Here is a 15,026-nt window from a genome sequence, read left to right on the forward strand (position 1 = left end):
GAATATGGCATCGAGTGCCGAAATGGAAGGGCAGGGTCCGATGGTGCCGCATCCGCGGGTGGGCAGGCGCCGCTCGACCACCCCTCACCACATCACCGACGTGGCCATCGACATGTTCACGGCACGCGGTTTCGCCGACGTGAGCGTCGACGACGTCGCCCAGGCCGCCGGTATATCCCGGCGGACCTTGTTCCGGTATTACGCGTCCAAGAACGCCATTCCCTGGGGCGACTTCGACAACCACCTTGCCCACCTACGTGATTTGCTCGACAACGTCGGTGTTGACGTGCGCCTGGGTGATGCGCTGCGCGCTGCGCTGTTGGCATTCAACACGTTTGACGAATCCGAGATGGCCCGGCATCGCCGGCGCATGCGGGTGATCCTGCAAACCGCTGAGCTGCAAGCGTATTCGATGACGATGTATGCGGGCTGGCGCGAGGTGATCGCCGGGTTCGTGGCACGTCGCCTGGACTGCAAGATCACCGATCTGGCGCCCCAGACCGTCGCCTGGACGATGCTCGGGGTGGCCTTGTCGGCCTACGAACACTGGCTGAGCGATGAATCCGTCCCGCTGCCGGTCGCCCTGGGCCAAGCCTTCGACGTCGTCGGCGCCGGGCTGGACGGGTTGAGCCGGTGACGCCCGAGCACCTGGTACACACCCTGCGGTCACAGGGCAGGTTCTGCGCCTCGTCGGGCTCACGGATGTATGGCGAGCTGTTCGAGTTGGTGGCCGGCGACGTCGAAGCCGGCGGCGTCTTCGCGACCGTCTTGTCCGGGCGCGAAGACGCGCCGGCGCGCGACGCGGTGCCGCTGAGGTTGCTCGGCGGGCTGCACAGGCTGGTGCTCGACGGCCGGGCGGAGCGGTTGCGTCGCTTTTACCCCAGCACCGGGGGTGCCTGGGATGCCAGATCCGCCTGGCCGGAGATCCTGGACACCGCCGCCGGTCACGTCGACGTGCTGCGCGCGGCGCTGTGCCAGCCACCGCAGACCAACGAGGTGGGCCGATCCGCCGCCCTGATCGGCGGACTATTGCACATCAACCACGGATTCGACTTGCCCGTAAGGCTTTTCGAGATCGGATCGAGCGCGGGGTTGAACCTGCGCGGGGATCACTACAGCTACGGCTTCGCCGGTGGCCGGTGGGGGCCGCCCGACTCGCCGGTGACCATCGAGGATGCGTGGCGCGGCGCCCTCCCGCCGCGGCGGGAATTGCGGATCGTCGCGCGGCATGGGTATGACATCGCGCCCATCGACGTGCGCGACGCCGACGGGGAGATGACCGTGCTGAGCTATGTCTGGCCCGACCAGGGCGCCCGGCTGGTGCGGCTGCGCGGCGCCATCGAGGTCGCCCGCCGGGTCCCGGCCTCGCTCGAGCGCCGGACGGCGGCCGACGCGGTCGCCGGCCTGACGCTGGCCGACGGTGCGCTGACCGTCCTGTGGCATTCGATCACCTGGCAGTATCTGTCCTATGACGAACGCGGCGCGGTGCGCGCACACGTGGACGCGCTCGCTCGACGCGCCGAGGCGCGCTCGCCGTTCGCCCACCTCACGATGGAGCCCGCGCGTGCCGGGCCGCGAGCACCGATCAAGTTCGTGGTGCGGGCCCGCGTCTGGCCGCAGGGCGAGCCGCGGGTGCTGGGCGAATGCCATCCGCACGGCCCGCCGGTGGATTGGCGATAAACCGGCGCGGCCGAATGCCGAAGCGTCGTCCGGCGTTTCAGCCGCCGGATGGGACTAGGTCCCCATGAAAGTCATCGGATCGTGCAGCACGCGGGTGCCGTCATGCAATCCTTCGATGGCCTCCATGTGCTCGGGGTCCAAGGTGAAGTCGAACACGTCCAGGTTCTGGGCGACGCGTTCGGGTTTGGACGACCGCGAGACCACGACGTTGTCCAGCTGCAAGTTCCACCGGAGCAGCACCTGCGCGGGCGTGCGACCGTACTGGGCGGTCCAGCACAATGCCTTTGGCGTTGCCGGTGATGGCAATTGTGTGACGCTGGATACAGTGCCGCACCCTTCGGTCTTCGAGACGTTGAAGTTCGGGAGGTGTATCACCGGAGCGAAAAGCTCGATGATCTAAGTGCTTTCGATCTCCGGTATCTGACGGGGCGCGCGCGAGGCGGACTCGCCGATCCTTTATGCTCGACGAACGCCGAACGCACGCCAACGCTGGAAGCGAGGCAAAGCCGTCTATGAAGACTATGCAAGCACTTTTCGAAATTGCTTGGCAGGCAACACAAATCGGTGCTACCACCCTCAAGAAGTCGCAGCCACGATCGGTACTGCACAAGGGTGACCGCGATACGGTCACCGACGTCGACCTGGCAATCCAGCGCGATATCGCCACCTACCTCGCGCAGGTCACGCCCGATATCGCGCTGCTGGCCGAAGAATCCGAACATCAGCCGCACATCGAAACATCCGAGTGGCTGTGGGTTCTGGACCCGATCGACGGGACGTCCAACTTCGTTCACGGCCTGCCGCTGTGCGCGGTATCGCTTGCCCTCCTGCATGCCGGTCGCGCCGTGGTGGCCGTCACCCACGCTCCACTGCTCGGCAGGACGTACCACGCCGTCGAAGGCAAACGCGCGTTCGTCAACGGGCAACGAATCACCGCCAGCGCAACCGACAGCCTCAGCGGCGCCATCGTGTCCCTCGGCGACTACGCCGTGGGTCACGATGCCGGCCGGCTCAATCAGCACCGGCTGGCGCTCACGACCGAGCTGGTGCCCCGCGTCGAACGAATCCGGATGATCGGCGCGGCAACCCTCGACCTCGCCTTCGTCGCCGAGGGCGCCCTGGACGCCTGCGTGATGATGTCCAACAAGTCCTGGGACACCGCGGCGGGGACGCTGATCGCCCGCGAGGCCGGGGCGCAGCTCACCGACGCGCAGGGCAGCCCGCACACTTACAGCTCGGCGTCCACGATCGTCGCCGCACCCGGTATCGCCGAGCAGCTCGCCACGGTGATCCGCAACACCGAGGTCCCCGGCGACCGGTACGCGACCGCCGTCGGCTAGCGCCGGGTGCGAAAGTCCGCGTCAGCCTAGTACTTCGGCGATGGGCACGGCCGCGGCGATCTTCGCACGAACCTTCATGACCTTGCCCGGCATCCCGCCGCCGACCACCCCGACCAGCGCCCCGTCACGTTCGTAGTAGGCCAGGAACTTGCGGCCGTCATCCTCGACGAGGTGGACGATGTCGTCGGCTTCGGGCTCACCGAGGCACTGGATTTTGACGTCGTATTGGTCGCTCCAGAAGTACGGGACGACGACCACCGACGGCACGTCCTGACCCAGCAGCGCAGGGACGACCACCCGTGCCTGATCGGCGACATTGCTCCAATGTTCCACGCGCCCTTGGTGTCCCGTCGCGTCACGCCACGATGCAACGTCCCCGAGCGCCCACACATTCGGCGCACTGGTGCGTCCGGCTTCGTCGCAGATGACGCCGTTGTCGACCTCGACGCCGCTGCCCTCGAGCCAGTCGGTCGCCGGGCGCGACCCGATGCCTACCACCACGATGTCGGCCGGCAGTTCGGTGCCGTCGCTCAACACGACCGCCTCGACGTGTGAATCGCCGCGCACCTGCGCCACCCCGACGCCGAGGCGAACGTCGACCCCTTCGGCGCGGTGCAGCCGGGCCACCAGCTCGCCGATCTGCTCGCCGAGCACAGCGGCCAGCGGCGTCGGCTGCGGCTCCACCAGCACCACGTCCACACCCAGGCTGCGCAGGCTGGCCGCGACCTCACAGCCGATGAAGCCGGCGCCGATGATCACTGCGCGCTGCGCCGCGGACGCGTGCTCGCGCAGCGCCAAGCTCTCGTCGACTGACCGCAGCACGCGGATGCCTTCGAGATCCGGCAGCGCCGGAATGCGCCGCGGCACCAGGCCGGTGGCGATGACCAGTTCGGCATAGCCCACCGTCGTCCCGTCGTCCAGAGTCACCGTCTGCGCCACCGTGTCCAGGCTTCTCGCGGCCGACCCCAGCCGCAGGGTGATGTCGTTCTCGTCGTACCATTCGCGCGGTTTGAGCGCGGTGTCGTCGACCTCCTTGCGCAGTACCTCTTTGGATAGTGGCGGGCGGTCGTAGGGCGGGTGAACCTCGTCGCTGACGATCGTGATGGGTCCGGAATACTGGGCTTTCCGCAGCTGCTCGGCGGTGCGGGCCGCGGCCAATCCGCCGCCGACGATCACGATCCCGCCGTTGGCGCTTTCGTCACTACTCACGTGGAGTTCTTAGCACGATCGCCGGTCAGTACTTTAGGGCACCCTTATCCACGGGGATCTGCGTTCCGGTGAGTGTGCCCGAGCCATCGCCGGCCAGCCACGCCACCACATCGGCCACTTCGTCGGCCGCCATGAAGCCGTTGGGCTGCACGGGCATTGGCGGAAAACTATGGACGAAGCTCGGGTGCCTGGCGAAGATCTCCATCATCGCCTCGGGTTCGATCATCGGGGTGTCCACCGAATACGGGTGGATCGAGTTGACCCGGATGCCGAATTCGCCAAGCTCGACGGCGAGCGTGTTGGTGAGCGCCGTGAGTCCGTGTTTGCTCGCCGAGTAGTGGCCGTTGCCCGGGGTGGCCTTGATGCCCGCCGAGGAGCTGACCACGATGATCGAGCCGCCGTTTCCCGCCTCGATCATCGCGGGCACCGTGGCGCGCAGCGTGCGCCAGGTGCCGGTTAGGTTGACGCCGATCACCGTGTCCCACTGCTCGTCGGTGAGCTCCCAAATGCGACCCCAGCTCAGCACTCCGGCGTTGGCCACCACGACGTCGAGCCGCCCGAACTGCTCGATCCCGTCGGCGACCAGATCCCGCAGCGCGGCGTCGTCGCGGACGTCGACCTCGCGCCGTAAGGCCTTGCGTCCCTCGTTCTCCACCAGGCGGGCGGTCTCGTCGAGGTCCTCCCGGGTGGCCGGCGGGTACGTCACGCTGGCGGACGCCGGCGCGCAGATGTCCAGCGCGATGATGTCGGCGCCCTCGCGGGCCAGCCGCACCGCGTGCGAGCGACCCTGCCCGCGGGCGGCCCCGGTGATGAATGCGACCCGTCCCTGCAGTGATCCGGCCTGTCCAGTCACGTGTAACCCCTTCGACCGCCGATAGACCAAGCCAGGCTAGCAGCGCAACTGAAACGTGTTCTAATTCGCCCGGCGGCGCCGGACGAGCTCTTAGATCTCGGAAATGATCGACGCGCGCCGACTGGTGTATTCGGCGTCGGTCAGCGCCCCACTGGCGTGCAAGTCCTTCAGCTCTTGCAACCGCGCGGCGATCGACGGTTCCGGCGGCGTGACGACCGCCGCCGCCGCAGGTGCCGCGCCGGGTGCGGCGGCCGCTGCCGGTTGCGCGGCCGGGGCCTGCTGTTCGACCGCTCGCCGCACCACCGCCTGGATCTGGGCACGCAGGGCCGGATTCGACCGGATGTCGACCATCTGGTTGAGCGCCACGTTGTTGGCCTTGAGGATCTGCAGGATCTCCATCAACGGGCCCGCCTGACCGCTCAGGTCGTAGGTCTTGTTGTCCTCGGCCACGGTGAACTGCGCCGGCACCAGGCCGTTGACCAAAGCGCTTCGCTCCCAGTCGATTCGATATTCGCTGGTGGTGGGGTTGACCAGGACCACCACCTTGCGGGCGTTGAGGTTGCCCAGCCGGGTGACGCTGGCGATCACCCGATCTTCGCTGTCGAACGGCAGGATCCCGGGGCCGGCGATGTGCAGACGCACCTTGACGACCTGCTGGTTGTTCACCCACGTCCCCGTCTCGCTGATCCCGGTGATCTGAGCGAGCGCCAAGACGCCGTTCTGCTCGAGCGCGGCCACCTTGGCCGACGACTTCGCCCCGTAGTTCGCCAACGCGAGCGCGACCAGCACGTCGGCCACGGTGATCAGCAGGCCGACGTAGAGCATCCACTGCAGCAGGTTGTCGAGCCCCAGGGTGAAGTAAACGACCAAGAAGATCGGTCCGACCAGGCCGCCGCACAGCAAAACCACCAACTGTGCCTTCAGGTAGCGCGCTAACACATGCCCCTCCTCGGCTTACTGCGAATCCGTGTCAGATTAGCGCCGCGGGAGTCGCGGCGCGTGCGGTACGCGCAAACCGCGTCGGGCCGCTTACAGCGGTTCGGGCGGCACCACCGGCACCCGCTTGACCGGCGTGCCCGCCGGTTGCGCCTGCTGCGCATCGGCCGCGGCCTGCGGCACGGTGCGCGCCGATACCGGCACCGTCGGGGCCGCAGAGGTCTGCGCCGGCACTCCGGTCAGCGGGGCGGCCGCGGGAGGGCCGGCCGGTGTCGCCACCGACGCCGCGGGTTGGACGACGGCCGCAGAATTCGCCGGAGTGTAGGCCGGCGTCGCCACCCGCGCCGCGCCGGCCGGCGTGGTGGCCGAGACCAGGGTCGCCGATCCCGCGGGAGCCGCGGCAGCCGGCGTGCCGGCCGGTGCCGGCGTCGCTGCTGCCGCCGCCGGCGCCACCGCCGCGGCCAGCGGTCCCGCCGGCGCGGCCGGCCCGGACGTACCTGCGGCAGCGGCACTCACCGCCGGCACCTGCGCGGCCACCGATGCCGGGGCCGCCACGGTGTGCAGGGGCGCGGCGTTGGCGGCCTCGGCGAACGCGTACTGCGCCGCACCGCCGTGCATCAGCTGGACGAACTGGCTGTGAAACGCGGTCGCCTGGGCGCTGAGCGCCTGATAGACCTGGGAGTGCGCATCGAAGAGGGCGGCGATACTCACCGACACCTCGTCGGCGCCGGGGGCCAGCACGCTGGATGTCGGACCCATGGCGGCGGTGTTGGCGGAGCTGATGGTCGACCCGATCCTGGCCAAATCCCCCGCCGCAGCCGCGACGAATTCGGGCGTCGCTTGCACGAACGACATCGGCCACCCCCCGCAACGCCACGGTCAGGAAAAATATGGGCAAATCCTAAACCAGGTGGCGTCGCTGCCGCATGCTGTCCCGCGCTTTGGTGCGGGCCGCGGTCTTAACGCGCAAAGCCCGGATTGCCGAGTCGGCAATCCGGGCTTTGCGATGCGTCGAAATTACTTGATGATCTTGACGACCCGGCCGGCGCCGACGGTGCGGCCACCCTCACGGATCGCGAACCGCAGACCGTCGTCCATGGCGACGGGCTGGATCAGCTTGACCGAGATGTTGGTGTTGTCACCGGGCATCACCATTTCGGTGCCCTCCGGCAGCGTCACCACACCGGTCACGTCCGTGGTGCGGAAGTAGAACTGGGGGCGGTAGTTGTTGAAGAACGGCGTGTGCCGACCGCCCTCGTCCTTGGACAGGATGTAGACCTGGCCCTCGAACTCGGTGTGCGGCGTGGTGGTGCCCGGCTTGGTCACGACCTGACCGCGCTCGACGTCCTCACGCTTGATACCACGCAGCAACAGCCCGACGTTGTCGCCGGCCTGCCCCTGGTCGAGCAGCTTGCGGAACATCTCCACACCGGTGACCGTGGTCTTGGTGCTGGACGGGCGGATGCCGACGATCTCGACTTCCTCGTTCACGTTGATCACGCCACGCTCGACACGACCGGTGACCACCGTGCCACGCCCGGTGATGGTGAAGACGTCTTCCACCGGCATCAGGAACGGCTTGTCGGTCTCGCGAACGGGGTCCGGGATCGACTCGTCGACGGCCTCCATCAGCTGCTCGACGGATTCCACCCACTTGGCGTCGCCCTCGAGCGCCTTGAGCGCCGAGACCCGCACCACCGGGGCGTCCTCGTCGAACTCCTGGGCGGCCAGCAGCTCGCGGACCTCCATCTCGACGAGCTCGAGCAGCTCCTCGTCGTCGACCATGTCGGCCTTGTTCAGCGCGACCAGGATGTAGGGCACGCCCACCTGACGCGCCAGCAGCACGTGCTCGCGGGTCTGCGGCATCGGGCCGTCGGTCGCGGCGACCACCAGGATCGCGCCGTCCATCTGGGCCGCGCCGGTGATCATGTTCTTGATGTAGTCGGCGTGACCCGGGGCGTCGACGTGGGCGTAGTGCCGCTTGTCGGTCTGGTACTCCACGTGGGAGATGTTGATGGTGATACCGCGCTGACGCTCCTCGGGCGCGTTGTCGATCTGGTCGAACGCGCGGGACTCGTTGAGGTCCGGGTACTTGTCGTGCAGAACCTTGGTGATAGCCGCGGTCAGCGTGGTCTTGCCGTGGTCAACGTGACCGATGGTCCCGATGTTGACGTGCGGCTTCGTCCGCTCGAACTTCGCCTTCGCCACTTCTGTGTCCTCCTGGACTAGTTGGTGCTTGTTAAAGCAGTGTTGGTGTTTTCAGTTGTGCCGCGTCCAAGGCATTCCAATGACCCGGCAAGATTACTCCGCTGGCCGCGCAGGCCGTTCGACTCCTTGCTCGTAAGCCTCGCTTACTCGCCGCGGTCTACGGTCACTGGCCCGTCGCTTTCGCGATGATCTCCTTCGACACGTTCGCCGGCACTTCGGCGTACGAGTCGAACACCATGGAGTAATTCGCCCGGCCTTGAGTCTTGGACCTCAGGTCGCCGACGTAGCCGAACATCTCCGACAGCGGCACGTGCGCCTTGACGACGCGTGCGCCGCTGCGCTCCTCCATGGCCTGGATCTGGCCACGGCGAGAGTTCAGGTCGCCGATCACGTCGCCCATGTAGTCCTCGGGCGTGGTGACCTCGACGGCCATGATCGGTTCCAGGATGACCGGCTGCGCTTGCTGCGCTGCCTTTTTCAGCACCTGTGAACCTGCGATCTTGAACGCCATCTCCGACGAGTCGACCTCGTGGAACGCCCCGTCGAGCAGGGTGACCTTCAAGTTCACCAGCGGGTAGCCGGCCAGCACGCCGTACTGCATCGCGTCCTGGGCTCCGGCGTCCACCGACGGAATGTACTCACGGGGGATGCGGCCACCGGTGACCTTGTTCTCGAACTCGTAGGTCGCGCCGTCTTCGCCGGTGAACGGCTCCAGGTTGATGATGACCTTCGCGAACTGGCCCGAGCCGCCCGTCTGCTTCTTGTGGGTGAACTCGACGTTCTGCACCGCACGCCGGATGGTCTCCTTGTAAGCCACCTGCGGCTTACCGACGTTGGCCTCGACCTTGAACTCGCGGCGCATGCGGTCCACCAGGATGTCCAGGTGCAGCTCGCCCATCCCGCCGATGACGGTCTGGCCGGTCTCGGAGTCCAGGTGCACCTTGAAGGTCGGGTCTTCCTCGGCGAGCTTCTGGATCGACAGCGACAGCTTCTCCTGGTCGCTCTTCGTCTTGGGCTCGATGGCAACCTCGATGACCGGGTCGGGAAAGGTCATCGACTCCAGCACGATCTGCTGGTTCGGGTCGCTCAGGGTGTCACCGGTGGTGGTGTCCTTGAGCCCGATCACCGCGTAGATGTGACCCGCCGAGGCGGTCTCCACCGGGTTCTCCTTGTTGGAGTGCATCTGGAACAGCTTGCCCAGCCGCTCCTTCTTGCCCTTGGTGGCGTTGATGACCTGGCTGCCGGAGTCGACCTTGCCCGAGTACACCCGGACGTAGGTCAGCTTGCCGAAGAAGGGGTGGGTCGCGACCTTGAACGCGAGCGCGGAGAAAGGCTCGTCGGTGGCCGGTTTGCGGGTGACCTCTTCGTCCTCCTTGCCCGGCAGGTGGCCGAGGGCCGGCGGCACGTCCAGCGGCGAGGGCAGGTAGTCGATGACGGCGTCCAGCATCGGCTGCACGCCCTTGTTCTTGAAGGCGCTGCCGCACAGCACCGGGTAGGCCTCCGAGCTGATGGTCAGCTTGCGGATGGCACCCTTGATCTCCTCGACCGTGAGCTCTTCGCCGCCGAGGTACTTGTCCAGCAGCGCCTCGTCGGTCTCGGCGACGGCCTCGAGCAGCTTGGTGCGGTACTCGTCGGCCTTCTCGGCCAGCTCGGCCGGGATCTCGATGGTGTCGTAGGTTTCGCCCAGCTTCGTCTCGCCGCGCCATACCTTGGCGTTCATCTCGACCAGGTCGACGATGCCCTCGAAGTCCCCTTCGGAGCCGACGGGCAGCTGGATCGGGATGGCGTTGGCGCCGAGCCGCTCCTCCATGGTCTTCACCGAGAAGTAAAAGTCGGCCCCGATCTTGTCCATCTTGTTGACGAAGCAGATGCGCGGGACGTCGTACTTGTCGGCCTGCCGCCAGACCTGCTCGGACTGCGGCTCGACACCCTCCTTGCCGTCGAAGACGGCCACGGCGCCGTCGAGGACGCGCAGGCTGCGCTCCACCTCGACGGTGAAGTCGACGTGCCCAGGGGTGTCGATGATGTTGATCTGGTTGTCTTTCCAGAAGCAGGTGGTAGCCGCGGAGGTGATGGTGATCCCCCGCTCCTGCTCCTGCTCCATCCAGTCCATGGTGGCGGCGCCGTCGTGCACCTCACCGATCTTGTAGCTGATACCGGTGTAGTAGAGGATGCGCTCGGTCGTCGTCGTCTTGCCGGCATCGATGTGCGCCATGATGCCGATGTTGCGGACCTTGGTCAGGTCGGTCAGCACGTCCTTCTGTGCCACAGAAGTCTTCCCACTCTTTCGATTGCTTGGTTGGTTCGCTGTCGGTTCACGCCCGGCCACCCTGCCGTTGGCGCTGTTGGGGTCCCTACCAGCGATAGTGCGCGAAGGCGCGGTTGGCCTCGGCCATCTTGTGGGTGTCCTCGCGCCGCTTCACCGCGGCACCGAGGCCATTGCTGGCATCCAGGATCTCGTTGGCCAGCCGCTCGACCATGGTCTTCTCGCGGCGTTGCTTGGAGAAGCTGACCAACCAACGCAGAGCCAGCGTCACGGAGCGATCCGGACGCACCTCGACGGGGACCTGGTACGTAGCGCCACCGACGCGGCGGCTGCGCACCTCGAGGGAGGGCTTGACGTTGTCCATTGCGCGCTTGAGCGTGATCACCGGGTCGGTACCTGTCTTTTCCCGGGCATTTTCCAGCGCTCCATAAACAATGCGTTCGGCCAGCGATTTCTTCCCGTCCAGCAGAACTTTGTTCACCAGCTGCGTCACCAGCTGCGACCCGTATACCGGGTCATTGACCAGCGGACGCTTGGGCGCGGGCCCCTTGCGCGGCATCAGCTCTTCTCCTTCTTGGCGCCGTAACGGCTGCGAGCCTGCTTGCGGTTCTTGACACCCTGGGTGTCGAGCGAACCGCGGATGATCTTGTAGCGGACACCGGGCAGGTCCTTCACACGGCCACCACGCACCAGCACCATCGAGTGCTCCTGCAGGTTGTGGCCTTCGCCGGGGATGTAGGCGGTGACCTCAACCTGGCTCGTCAGCTTCACGCGGGCGACCTTCCGAAGCGCCGAGTTCGGCTTCTTCGGGGTGGTGGTGTACACGCGGGTGCATACGCCACGGCGCTGCGGGCTGCCCTTCAGGGCCGCGGTCTTGACCTTGGCGACCTTGTCGCGGCGACCCTTGCGGACCAGCTGCTGAATGGTTGGCATCTACCGGCTTTCTGTGTTCGTGTTCGGCATACTTCGAGCGTTCTCAAGTCTGTGTACTGCAGTTATGTCCGGCCGCATCACCCCGCGCCCGGGTGTGTCGCATGCGCTGCGCACCGGACCTGGTCCGATGCTTCGTGGACACGCGAATTCGCCCGGCATCCACTCCCTTACGGTTAGGCGCCGTAAGCCGCCAGGCACGAGGGACCACAATACCCGCCGCCGGTCTCGCAGGTCAAAGCGACGGCGGCAGCGCGCGGGCTAGTGAAGGGCACCATCGGGGGCGGTGCGCCTCTCCATGCCCGCCGCCAGCCGCAGCACCATGTCGGAGAACAACGCGTCGGTGTCGATCTCGTCCATCACGCCGGTCATCTCCAGCAGAACGAAGCCGTGCAGGGCGGACCAGAATTCGAGGGACGCGTAAAAGGCCGCCTCGCCGTCCAAACCGTAGGAGGACAGCACGGCGATCACCGGTGCCGCCGCGCCGCGGGTCGCAGCCGTGTATTCCGGATCGTCGCCGCCCAACGGCATGCGGGTGAAGGCCGAGTAGCGGCCGGGATGGTGGTGGGCGTAGCTGCGGTAGGCACCGGCCATCACCAGCACCGCGTCATCGCGGGCACGGCCCTCGCCCACGCGGTTGAGCATCGTGATGATGTCGTCGATGACTCGAATCCGCACCGCGCGGCGCAGGTCTTCCAGGCTGTCGACGTGGTTGTACAGCGACGGCCCCTTGGTGCCCAGCTGCATCGCCAGCGCGTTGATGGTCAGCGCGTCCCAGCCCTCGCGATCCAAAAACGTCAGGGCGCCGTCGATGATCCCGTCCCGGCTCAGCTTGGCCGGACGGGAGGCGGGCCGTCCCGCGCGTTGGCGCCCGACCGCCGACGGCGGATCCGGTGGAGCTGCCATGGCGTCGCCCTTCGATCGCGTGAATGGATTGCGGTTAACTAATGACTCTAGTTGACGCCCGTTCAGACACTAATCCCATTGGCGGCGATGTGAGCGCCGGCAAAGGAATTCAAAGTCTGCCACCGGGCGCGCAAATGCACGTAATGTCATGCTTGCCTCGTTTCGAGCAGCCGACCCGTCCAAGAGGGGGCCCGCAGTGAAGTGGACGACTGTCGCCGGGTCACTGGCCACCTGTGCCATCACCGTCGTCGCCATTGCCGCCGGCCCGCCGCGCGTCGCGCAGGCCAAGAACGGTGACACCCACATCGTCGGACAGGACACCGAGCAGACGATCGACTGCAACGACGCCACGCTGATGGTCAACGGCACCGGCAACACCGTCACCGCGCTGGGCAACTGTTACGCGGTGACGGTGATGGGTTCGGGGAACACCGTTATCGCCGACTCGGTGTCACACGACATCACCGTGTACGGCTACAACGAGACGGTGTTCTACAAGGGCGGTCAGCCCGCCCTCTGGGACCGCGGCCGCGAACTGGGCATGACCAACCGGCTCCAGCAGGTGCCGGGCTAAACCACGGCACCCGACCATCATCCGATCAAGAATCGAGGAACCATGTCCGCCTACATCCGTAACCGTTCGCTGCGCCTGGCAGTGCTCGCCGTGACGCCGGCCGCCGCCGCCGTTGTGCTGGCCGGCTGCAGTTCGACGGCCAACCCGCCGGCGGGCTCTTCGACGACGACCACCACGAAAAGCAGCAGCGCAACGACCAGTGCCGGAGCCGCCCCGACGACGGGATCGAGCGGGGCCAGCACCACCGCTTCCATCGAGATCGGCAACACGATGAACTACGGATCGATGGGCACCACCACCACCCTGGACTGCGCCAGCGGCAAGTCGCTGAACGTCGGCGGGTCCGATAACACGCTGACCGTCACGGGCGCCTGCGAGACCGCCACCATCACCGGCGCCAACAACAAGATCACCTTCGACAAGGTGAACACCCGCATCACCGTGCTAGGGATGGACAACACCATCACCTACAAGGACGGTAACCCCAAGGTCGACGAACTCGGTTCGGGCAACACGATCAACAAGGGCGGCTGACCGGATTCGTTCGCCGGCATCGGTTTTCACCGGTGCGGCGGTGGTCGGCGCCGCGGAGCGGTCAGGATGCCCGCAGCTTTGCGGTTGCACCACAACCATTTTCTCTGCCGCTCGAGGTGCCGCGCGCAAAGGCGCGGCATATGATCGTGCCGGCAGAACGGAATCTCGCCATGTTCAGCACCAACCACGCCAGCGCCCTGGTCACGACGTTCGTGGTACTGACCGGCGTCGTCATGCTGCCCCGCGGCACGGCGACGGCCGACCCCAACCCCGACGACCAGTTCTTGGCACTGCTCGACCAAAAGCAAATCCCCGCCCTCGAGAATGTGCCGAGCCTCATCGCCACCGCCCACCGGATTTGTCGCCAACTCGACGGCGGAATGCCGGTCGACGGCGTGGTCGACGACATGAAGCAACGGGCGTTCAATGCCAATTCGGGCGGCGGCCCATACCCTCCCGACCGCGTCATGCGCACAGTTGCCCGATTCATCTCCGCCGCGGTCGAGGCCTACTGTCCGAACAATCAAGCGAAGATCGCTTCCATCTCGGCCATGGCGAATCCCGTGCCCGGATCGCAGGATTCGACGCAGCGGGGCACCGCGCACACGCGCGACGCCGCCCTGGCGCGGCAGTTTCCCTCGGGGGAGACCGGCCAGCCGGACCCACCGCAGCTCCCGCCGGCCCCGCCGCCGACGGTTCAAATCATGACGCCACCCCAGCCGGTGGTGAAACCGCCGCCACCGAAACAGCCGCCGCCGCAGCAGCAGGAGCCGCCGTCGGGACCGCAACAGGAGCCGCCGGCCGCGGCCGCGCCGGGGGGCCCTCCCGACGGCGGCGGTGGCGGGCGCGGTCCGGAGTCGCCGCCCACGCCGCCGGGCCGGGTGAGGCTGGCACCTTAACGCTGGAGCCGCGCGTGGTCTATCCGGCCGACGCGCCGTGTCGGCCCGCCCCCGCGGCGAACCGTGCGGCCCCCTCGTTCGCCTCGGCGGCGACGCGGGAGATGCTGGCGAATTCGAAGTAGAGCGCGTCGGATTCCGTTGTCCCCCACTGGTGTAGCGTCGAGAGCCGATCCGAGCGCAGGCATTGCTGCGGCAGCGCCGCCAGTTGCGCGGCCAATTCCTCGGCGGCCTGACGCGCCTGGCCCTTGGGGACTACTCGATTCGCCAACCCGATCGCCAAAGCTTCCTCGGCCTGGACGCCGCGGCCGGTAAGGATCATGTCCATTGCGCGGCTGTGTCCGATCAGCCGCGGCAGCCGCACGGTGCCACCGTCGATGAGGGGAACCCCCCAGCGCCGACAGAACACGCCGAACACGGCGTCCTCCTCGACCACCCGCAGGTCGCACCAGGTGGCCAGCTCCAGACCTCCCGCGACGGCGTGGCCGCTGACCGCGGCGATAACGGGTTTGGACAGCACCATCCGCGTCGGGCCCATCGGGCCGGGGCCGGTGCGATGCACGGCGTTGGCGTCGGGTGTGCCGAAGGCCTTCAAATCCGCTCCGGCGCAGAATGTTCCGTTATCGCCCCACAGCACCGCCACCGATGCGGTGTCGTCGCGGTCGAACTCCTCGAACGCCGAGTGCAGCGCGGC

Annotated in this window: 16 protein-coding genes and 1 pseudogene; 6 read left to right on the forward strand and 11 right to left on the reverse strand. The window is 67.1% G+C overall.

Annotation, left to right across the window (positions count from 1 at the left end; genetic code table 11):
- The first annotated feature begins 43 nt into the window (after window positions 1-43).
- Window positions 44-637 (forward strand): mycofactocin system transcriptional regulator, encoded by a 594-nt coding sequence (gene mftR / locus A5686_RS16935; protein ID WP_067936587.1) that lies wholly within the window; start codon window positions 44-46, stop codon window positions 635-637.
- Window positions 634-1,680: a DUF2332 domain-containing protein gene (locus A5686_RS16940; RefSeq protein ID WP_067936549.1), complete on the forward strand. Its 1,047-nt coding sequence runs from the start codon at window positions 634-636 to the stop codon at window positions 1,678-1,680. Before mftR ends, A5686_RS16940 begins: the two co-directional genes overlap by 4 nt.
- Before the next feature lie 54 nt (window positions 1,681-1,734).
- On the opposite strand, the pseudogene A5686_RS16945 reads toward A5686_RS16940, so the two are convergent.
- Window positions 1,735-1,995 (reverse strand): annotated as a pseudogene (locus tag A5686_RS16945) (aldo/keto reductase); the annotation flags it as partial.
- Between the two features lie 197 nt (window positions 1,996-2,192).
- Here A5686_RS16945 and A5686_RS16950 point away from each other — a divergent pair.
- A complete protein-coding gene (locus A5686_RS16950; RefSeq protein WP_067936590.1) occupies window positions 2,193-3,020 on the forward strand; it encodes an inositol monophosphatase family protein in 828 nt (275 codons plus the stop codon).
- A 21-nt stretch (window positions 3,021-3,041) separates the two neighbouring features.
- Here the strand turns inward: A5686_RS16950 and A5686_RS16955 are convergent, their stop codons facing one another.
- The 9 genes from A5686_RS16955 to A5686_RS16995 all read right to left on the reverse strand — a co-directional run bounded on the left by A5686_RS16955 (window position 3,042) and on the right by A5686_RS16995 (window position 12,328).
- Complete coding sequence (locus A5686_RS16955) at window positions 3,042-4,229, reverse strand: NAD(P)/FAD-dependent oxidoreductase (protein ID WP_067936554.1); 1,188 nt, start codon at window positions 4,227-4,229, stop codon at window positions 3,042-3,044.
- A gap of 25 nt (window positions 4,230-4,254) precedes the next feature.
- On the reverse strand, window positions 4,255-5,082 hold the full coding sequence (locus tag A5686_RS16960) for a mycofactocin-coupled SDR family oxidoreductase (protein ID WP_067936557.1): 828 nt from the start codon (window positions 5,080-5,082) through the stop codon (window positions 4,255-4,257).
- 90 nt (window positions 5,083-5,172) lie between these two features.
- Entirely contained in the window at window positions 5,173-6,021 is an 849-nt protein-coding gene (locus tag A5686_RS16965) for an SHOCT domain-containing protein (protein ID WP_067936560.1), read from the reverse strand.
- Window positions 6,022-6,111: 90 nt separating this feature from the next.
- Entirely contained in the window at window positions 6,112-6,873 is a 762-nt protein-coding gene (locus tag A5686_RS16970) for a PE family protein (RefSeq protein WP_067936562.1), read from the reverse strand.
- 162 nt (window positions 6,874-7,035) lie between these two features.
- A complete protein-coding gene (gene tuf / locus A5686_RS16975; protein WP_067936564.1) occupies window positions 7,036-8,226 on the reverse strand; it encodes an elongation factor Tu in 1,191 nt (396 codons plus the stop codon).
- Window positions 8,227-8,389: 163 nt separating this feature from the next.
- Window positions 8,390-10,495, reverse strand: coding sequence for an elongation factor G (fusA, locus tag A5686_RS16980; protein ID WP_067936567.1), 2,106 nt, complete (start codon window positions 10,493-10,495; stop codon window positions 8,390-8,392).
- An 85-nt stretch (window positions 10,496-10,580) separates the two neighbouring features.
- Complete coding sequence (gene rpsG, locus A5686_RS16985; RefSeq protein ID WP_007767793.1) at window positions 10,581-11,051, reverse strand: 30S ribosomal protein S7; 471 nt, start codon at window positions 11,049-11,051, stop codon at window positions 10,581-10,583.
- Window positions 11,051-11,425, reverse strand: a complete 375-nt coding sequence (gene rpsL / locus A5686_RS16990; protein WP_007767794.1) for a 30S ribosomal protein S12 — start codon at window positions 11,423-11,425, stop codon at window positions 11,051-11,053. The genes rpsG and rpsL overlap by 1 nt, the downstream gene beginning before the upstream one ends.
- A 258-nt stretch (window positions 11,426-11,683) precedes the next feature.
- Window positions 11,684-12,328, reverse strand: a complete 645-nt coding sequence (locus A5686_RS16995; protein WP_067936569.1) for a TetR/AcrR family transcriptional regulator — start codon at window positions 12,326-12,328, stop codon at window positions 11,684-11,686.
- 196 nt (window positions 12,329-12,524) lie between these two features.
- Between A5686_RS16995 and A5686_RS17000 the strand changes: the two genes are divergently transcribed.
- From A5686_RS17000 to A5686_RS17010, 3 genes are all read left to right on the forward strand, one after another.
- Window positions 12,525-12,902 carry a DUF3060 domain-containing protein gene (locus tag A5686_RS17000; protein ID WP_067936572.1) on the forward strand — a complete coding sequence of 126 codons (378 nt, stop codon included), beginning with the start codon at window positions 12,525-12,527 and terminating at the stop codon, window positions 12,900-12,902.
- A gap of 42 nt (window positions 12,903-12,944) precedes the next feature.
- Window positions 12,945-13,436, forward strand: coding sequence for a DUF3060 domain-containing protein (locus A5686_RS17005; protein WP_067936575.1), 492 nt, complete (start codon window positions 12,945-12,947; stop codon window positions 13,434-13,436).
- A gap of 170 nt (window positions 13,437-13,606) precedes the next feature.
- Window positions 13,607-14,335 (forward strand): DUF732 domain-containing protein, encoded by a 729-nt coding sequence (locus A5686_RS17010; protein ID WP_067936593.1) that lies wholly within the window; start codon window positions 13,607-13,609, stop codon window positions 14,333-14,335.
- Window positions 14,336-14,354: 19 nt separating this feature from the next.
- On the opposite strand, the gene A5686_RS17015 is transcribed toward A5686_RS17010, so the two are convergent.
- A partial coding sequence (locus A5686_RS17015) for a crotonase/enoyl-CoA hydratase family protein (protein WP_067936578.1) occupies window positions 14,355-15,026 on the reverse strand: 672 nt, incomplete at its 5' end.

The organism is Mycobacterium sp. E2479 (assembly GCF_001667925.1).
In the GTDB taxonomy this organism is placed as follows: domain Bacteria; phylum Actinomycetota; class Actinomycetes; order Mycobacteriales; family Mycobacteriaceae; genus Mycobacterium.

Excerpts from the sequence above, each read along its gene's own strand:
- A5686_RS16950 (WP_067936590.1), top strand. The coding sequence starts at position 2,193 with ATGAAGACTATGCAAGCACTTTTCGAAATTGCTTGGCAGGCAACACAA.
- A5686_RS16970 (WP_067936562.1), bottom strand. The coding sequence starts at position 6,873 with ATGTCGTTCGTGCAAGCGACGCCCGAATTCGTCGCGGCTGCGGCGGGG.
- rpsG (WP_007767793.1), bottom strand. The coding sequence starts at position 11,051 with ATGCCGCGCAAGGGGCCCGCGCCCAAGCGTCCGCTGGTCAATGACCCG.
- rpsL (WP_007767794.1), bottom strand. The coding sequence starts at position 11,425 with ATGCCAACCATTCAGCAGCTGGTCCGCAAGGGTCGCCGCGACAAGGTC.
- A5686_RS16995 (WP_067936569.1), bottom strand. The coding sequence starts at position 12,328 with ATGGCAGCTCCACCGGATCCGCCGTCGGCGGTCGGGCGCCAACGCGCG.
- A5686_RS17005 (WP_067936575.1), top strand. The coding sequence starts at position 12,945 with ATGTCCGCCTACATCCGTAACCGTTCGCTGCGCCTGGCAGTGCTCGCC.
- A5686_RS17010 (WP_067936593.1), top strand. The coding sequence starts at position 13,607 with ATGTTCAGCACCAACCACGCCAGCGCCCTGGTCACGACGTTCGTGGTA.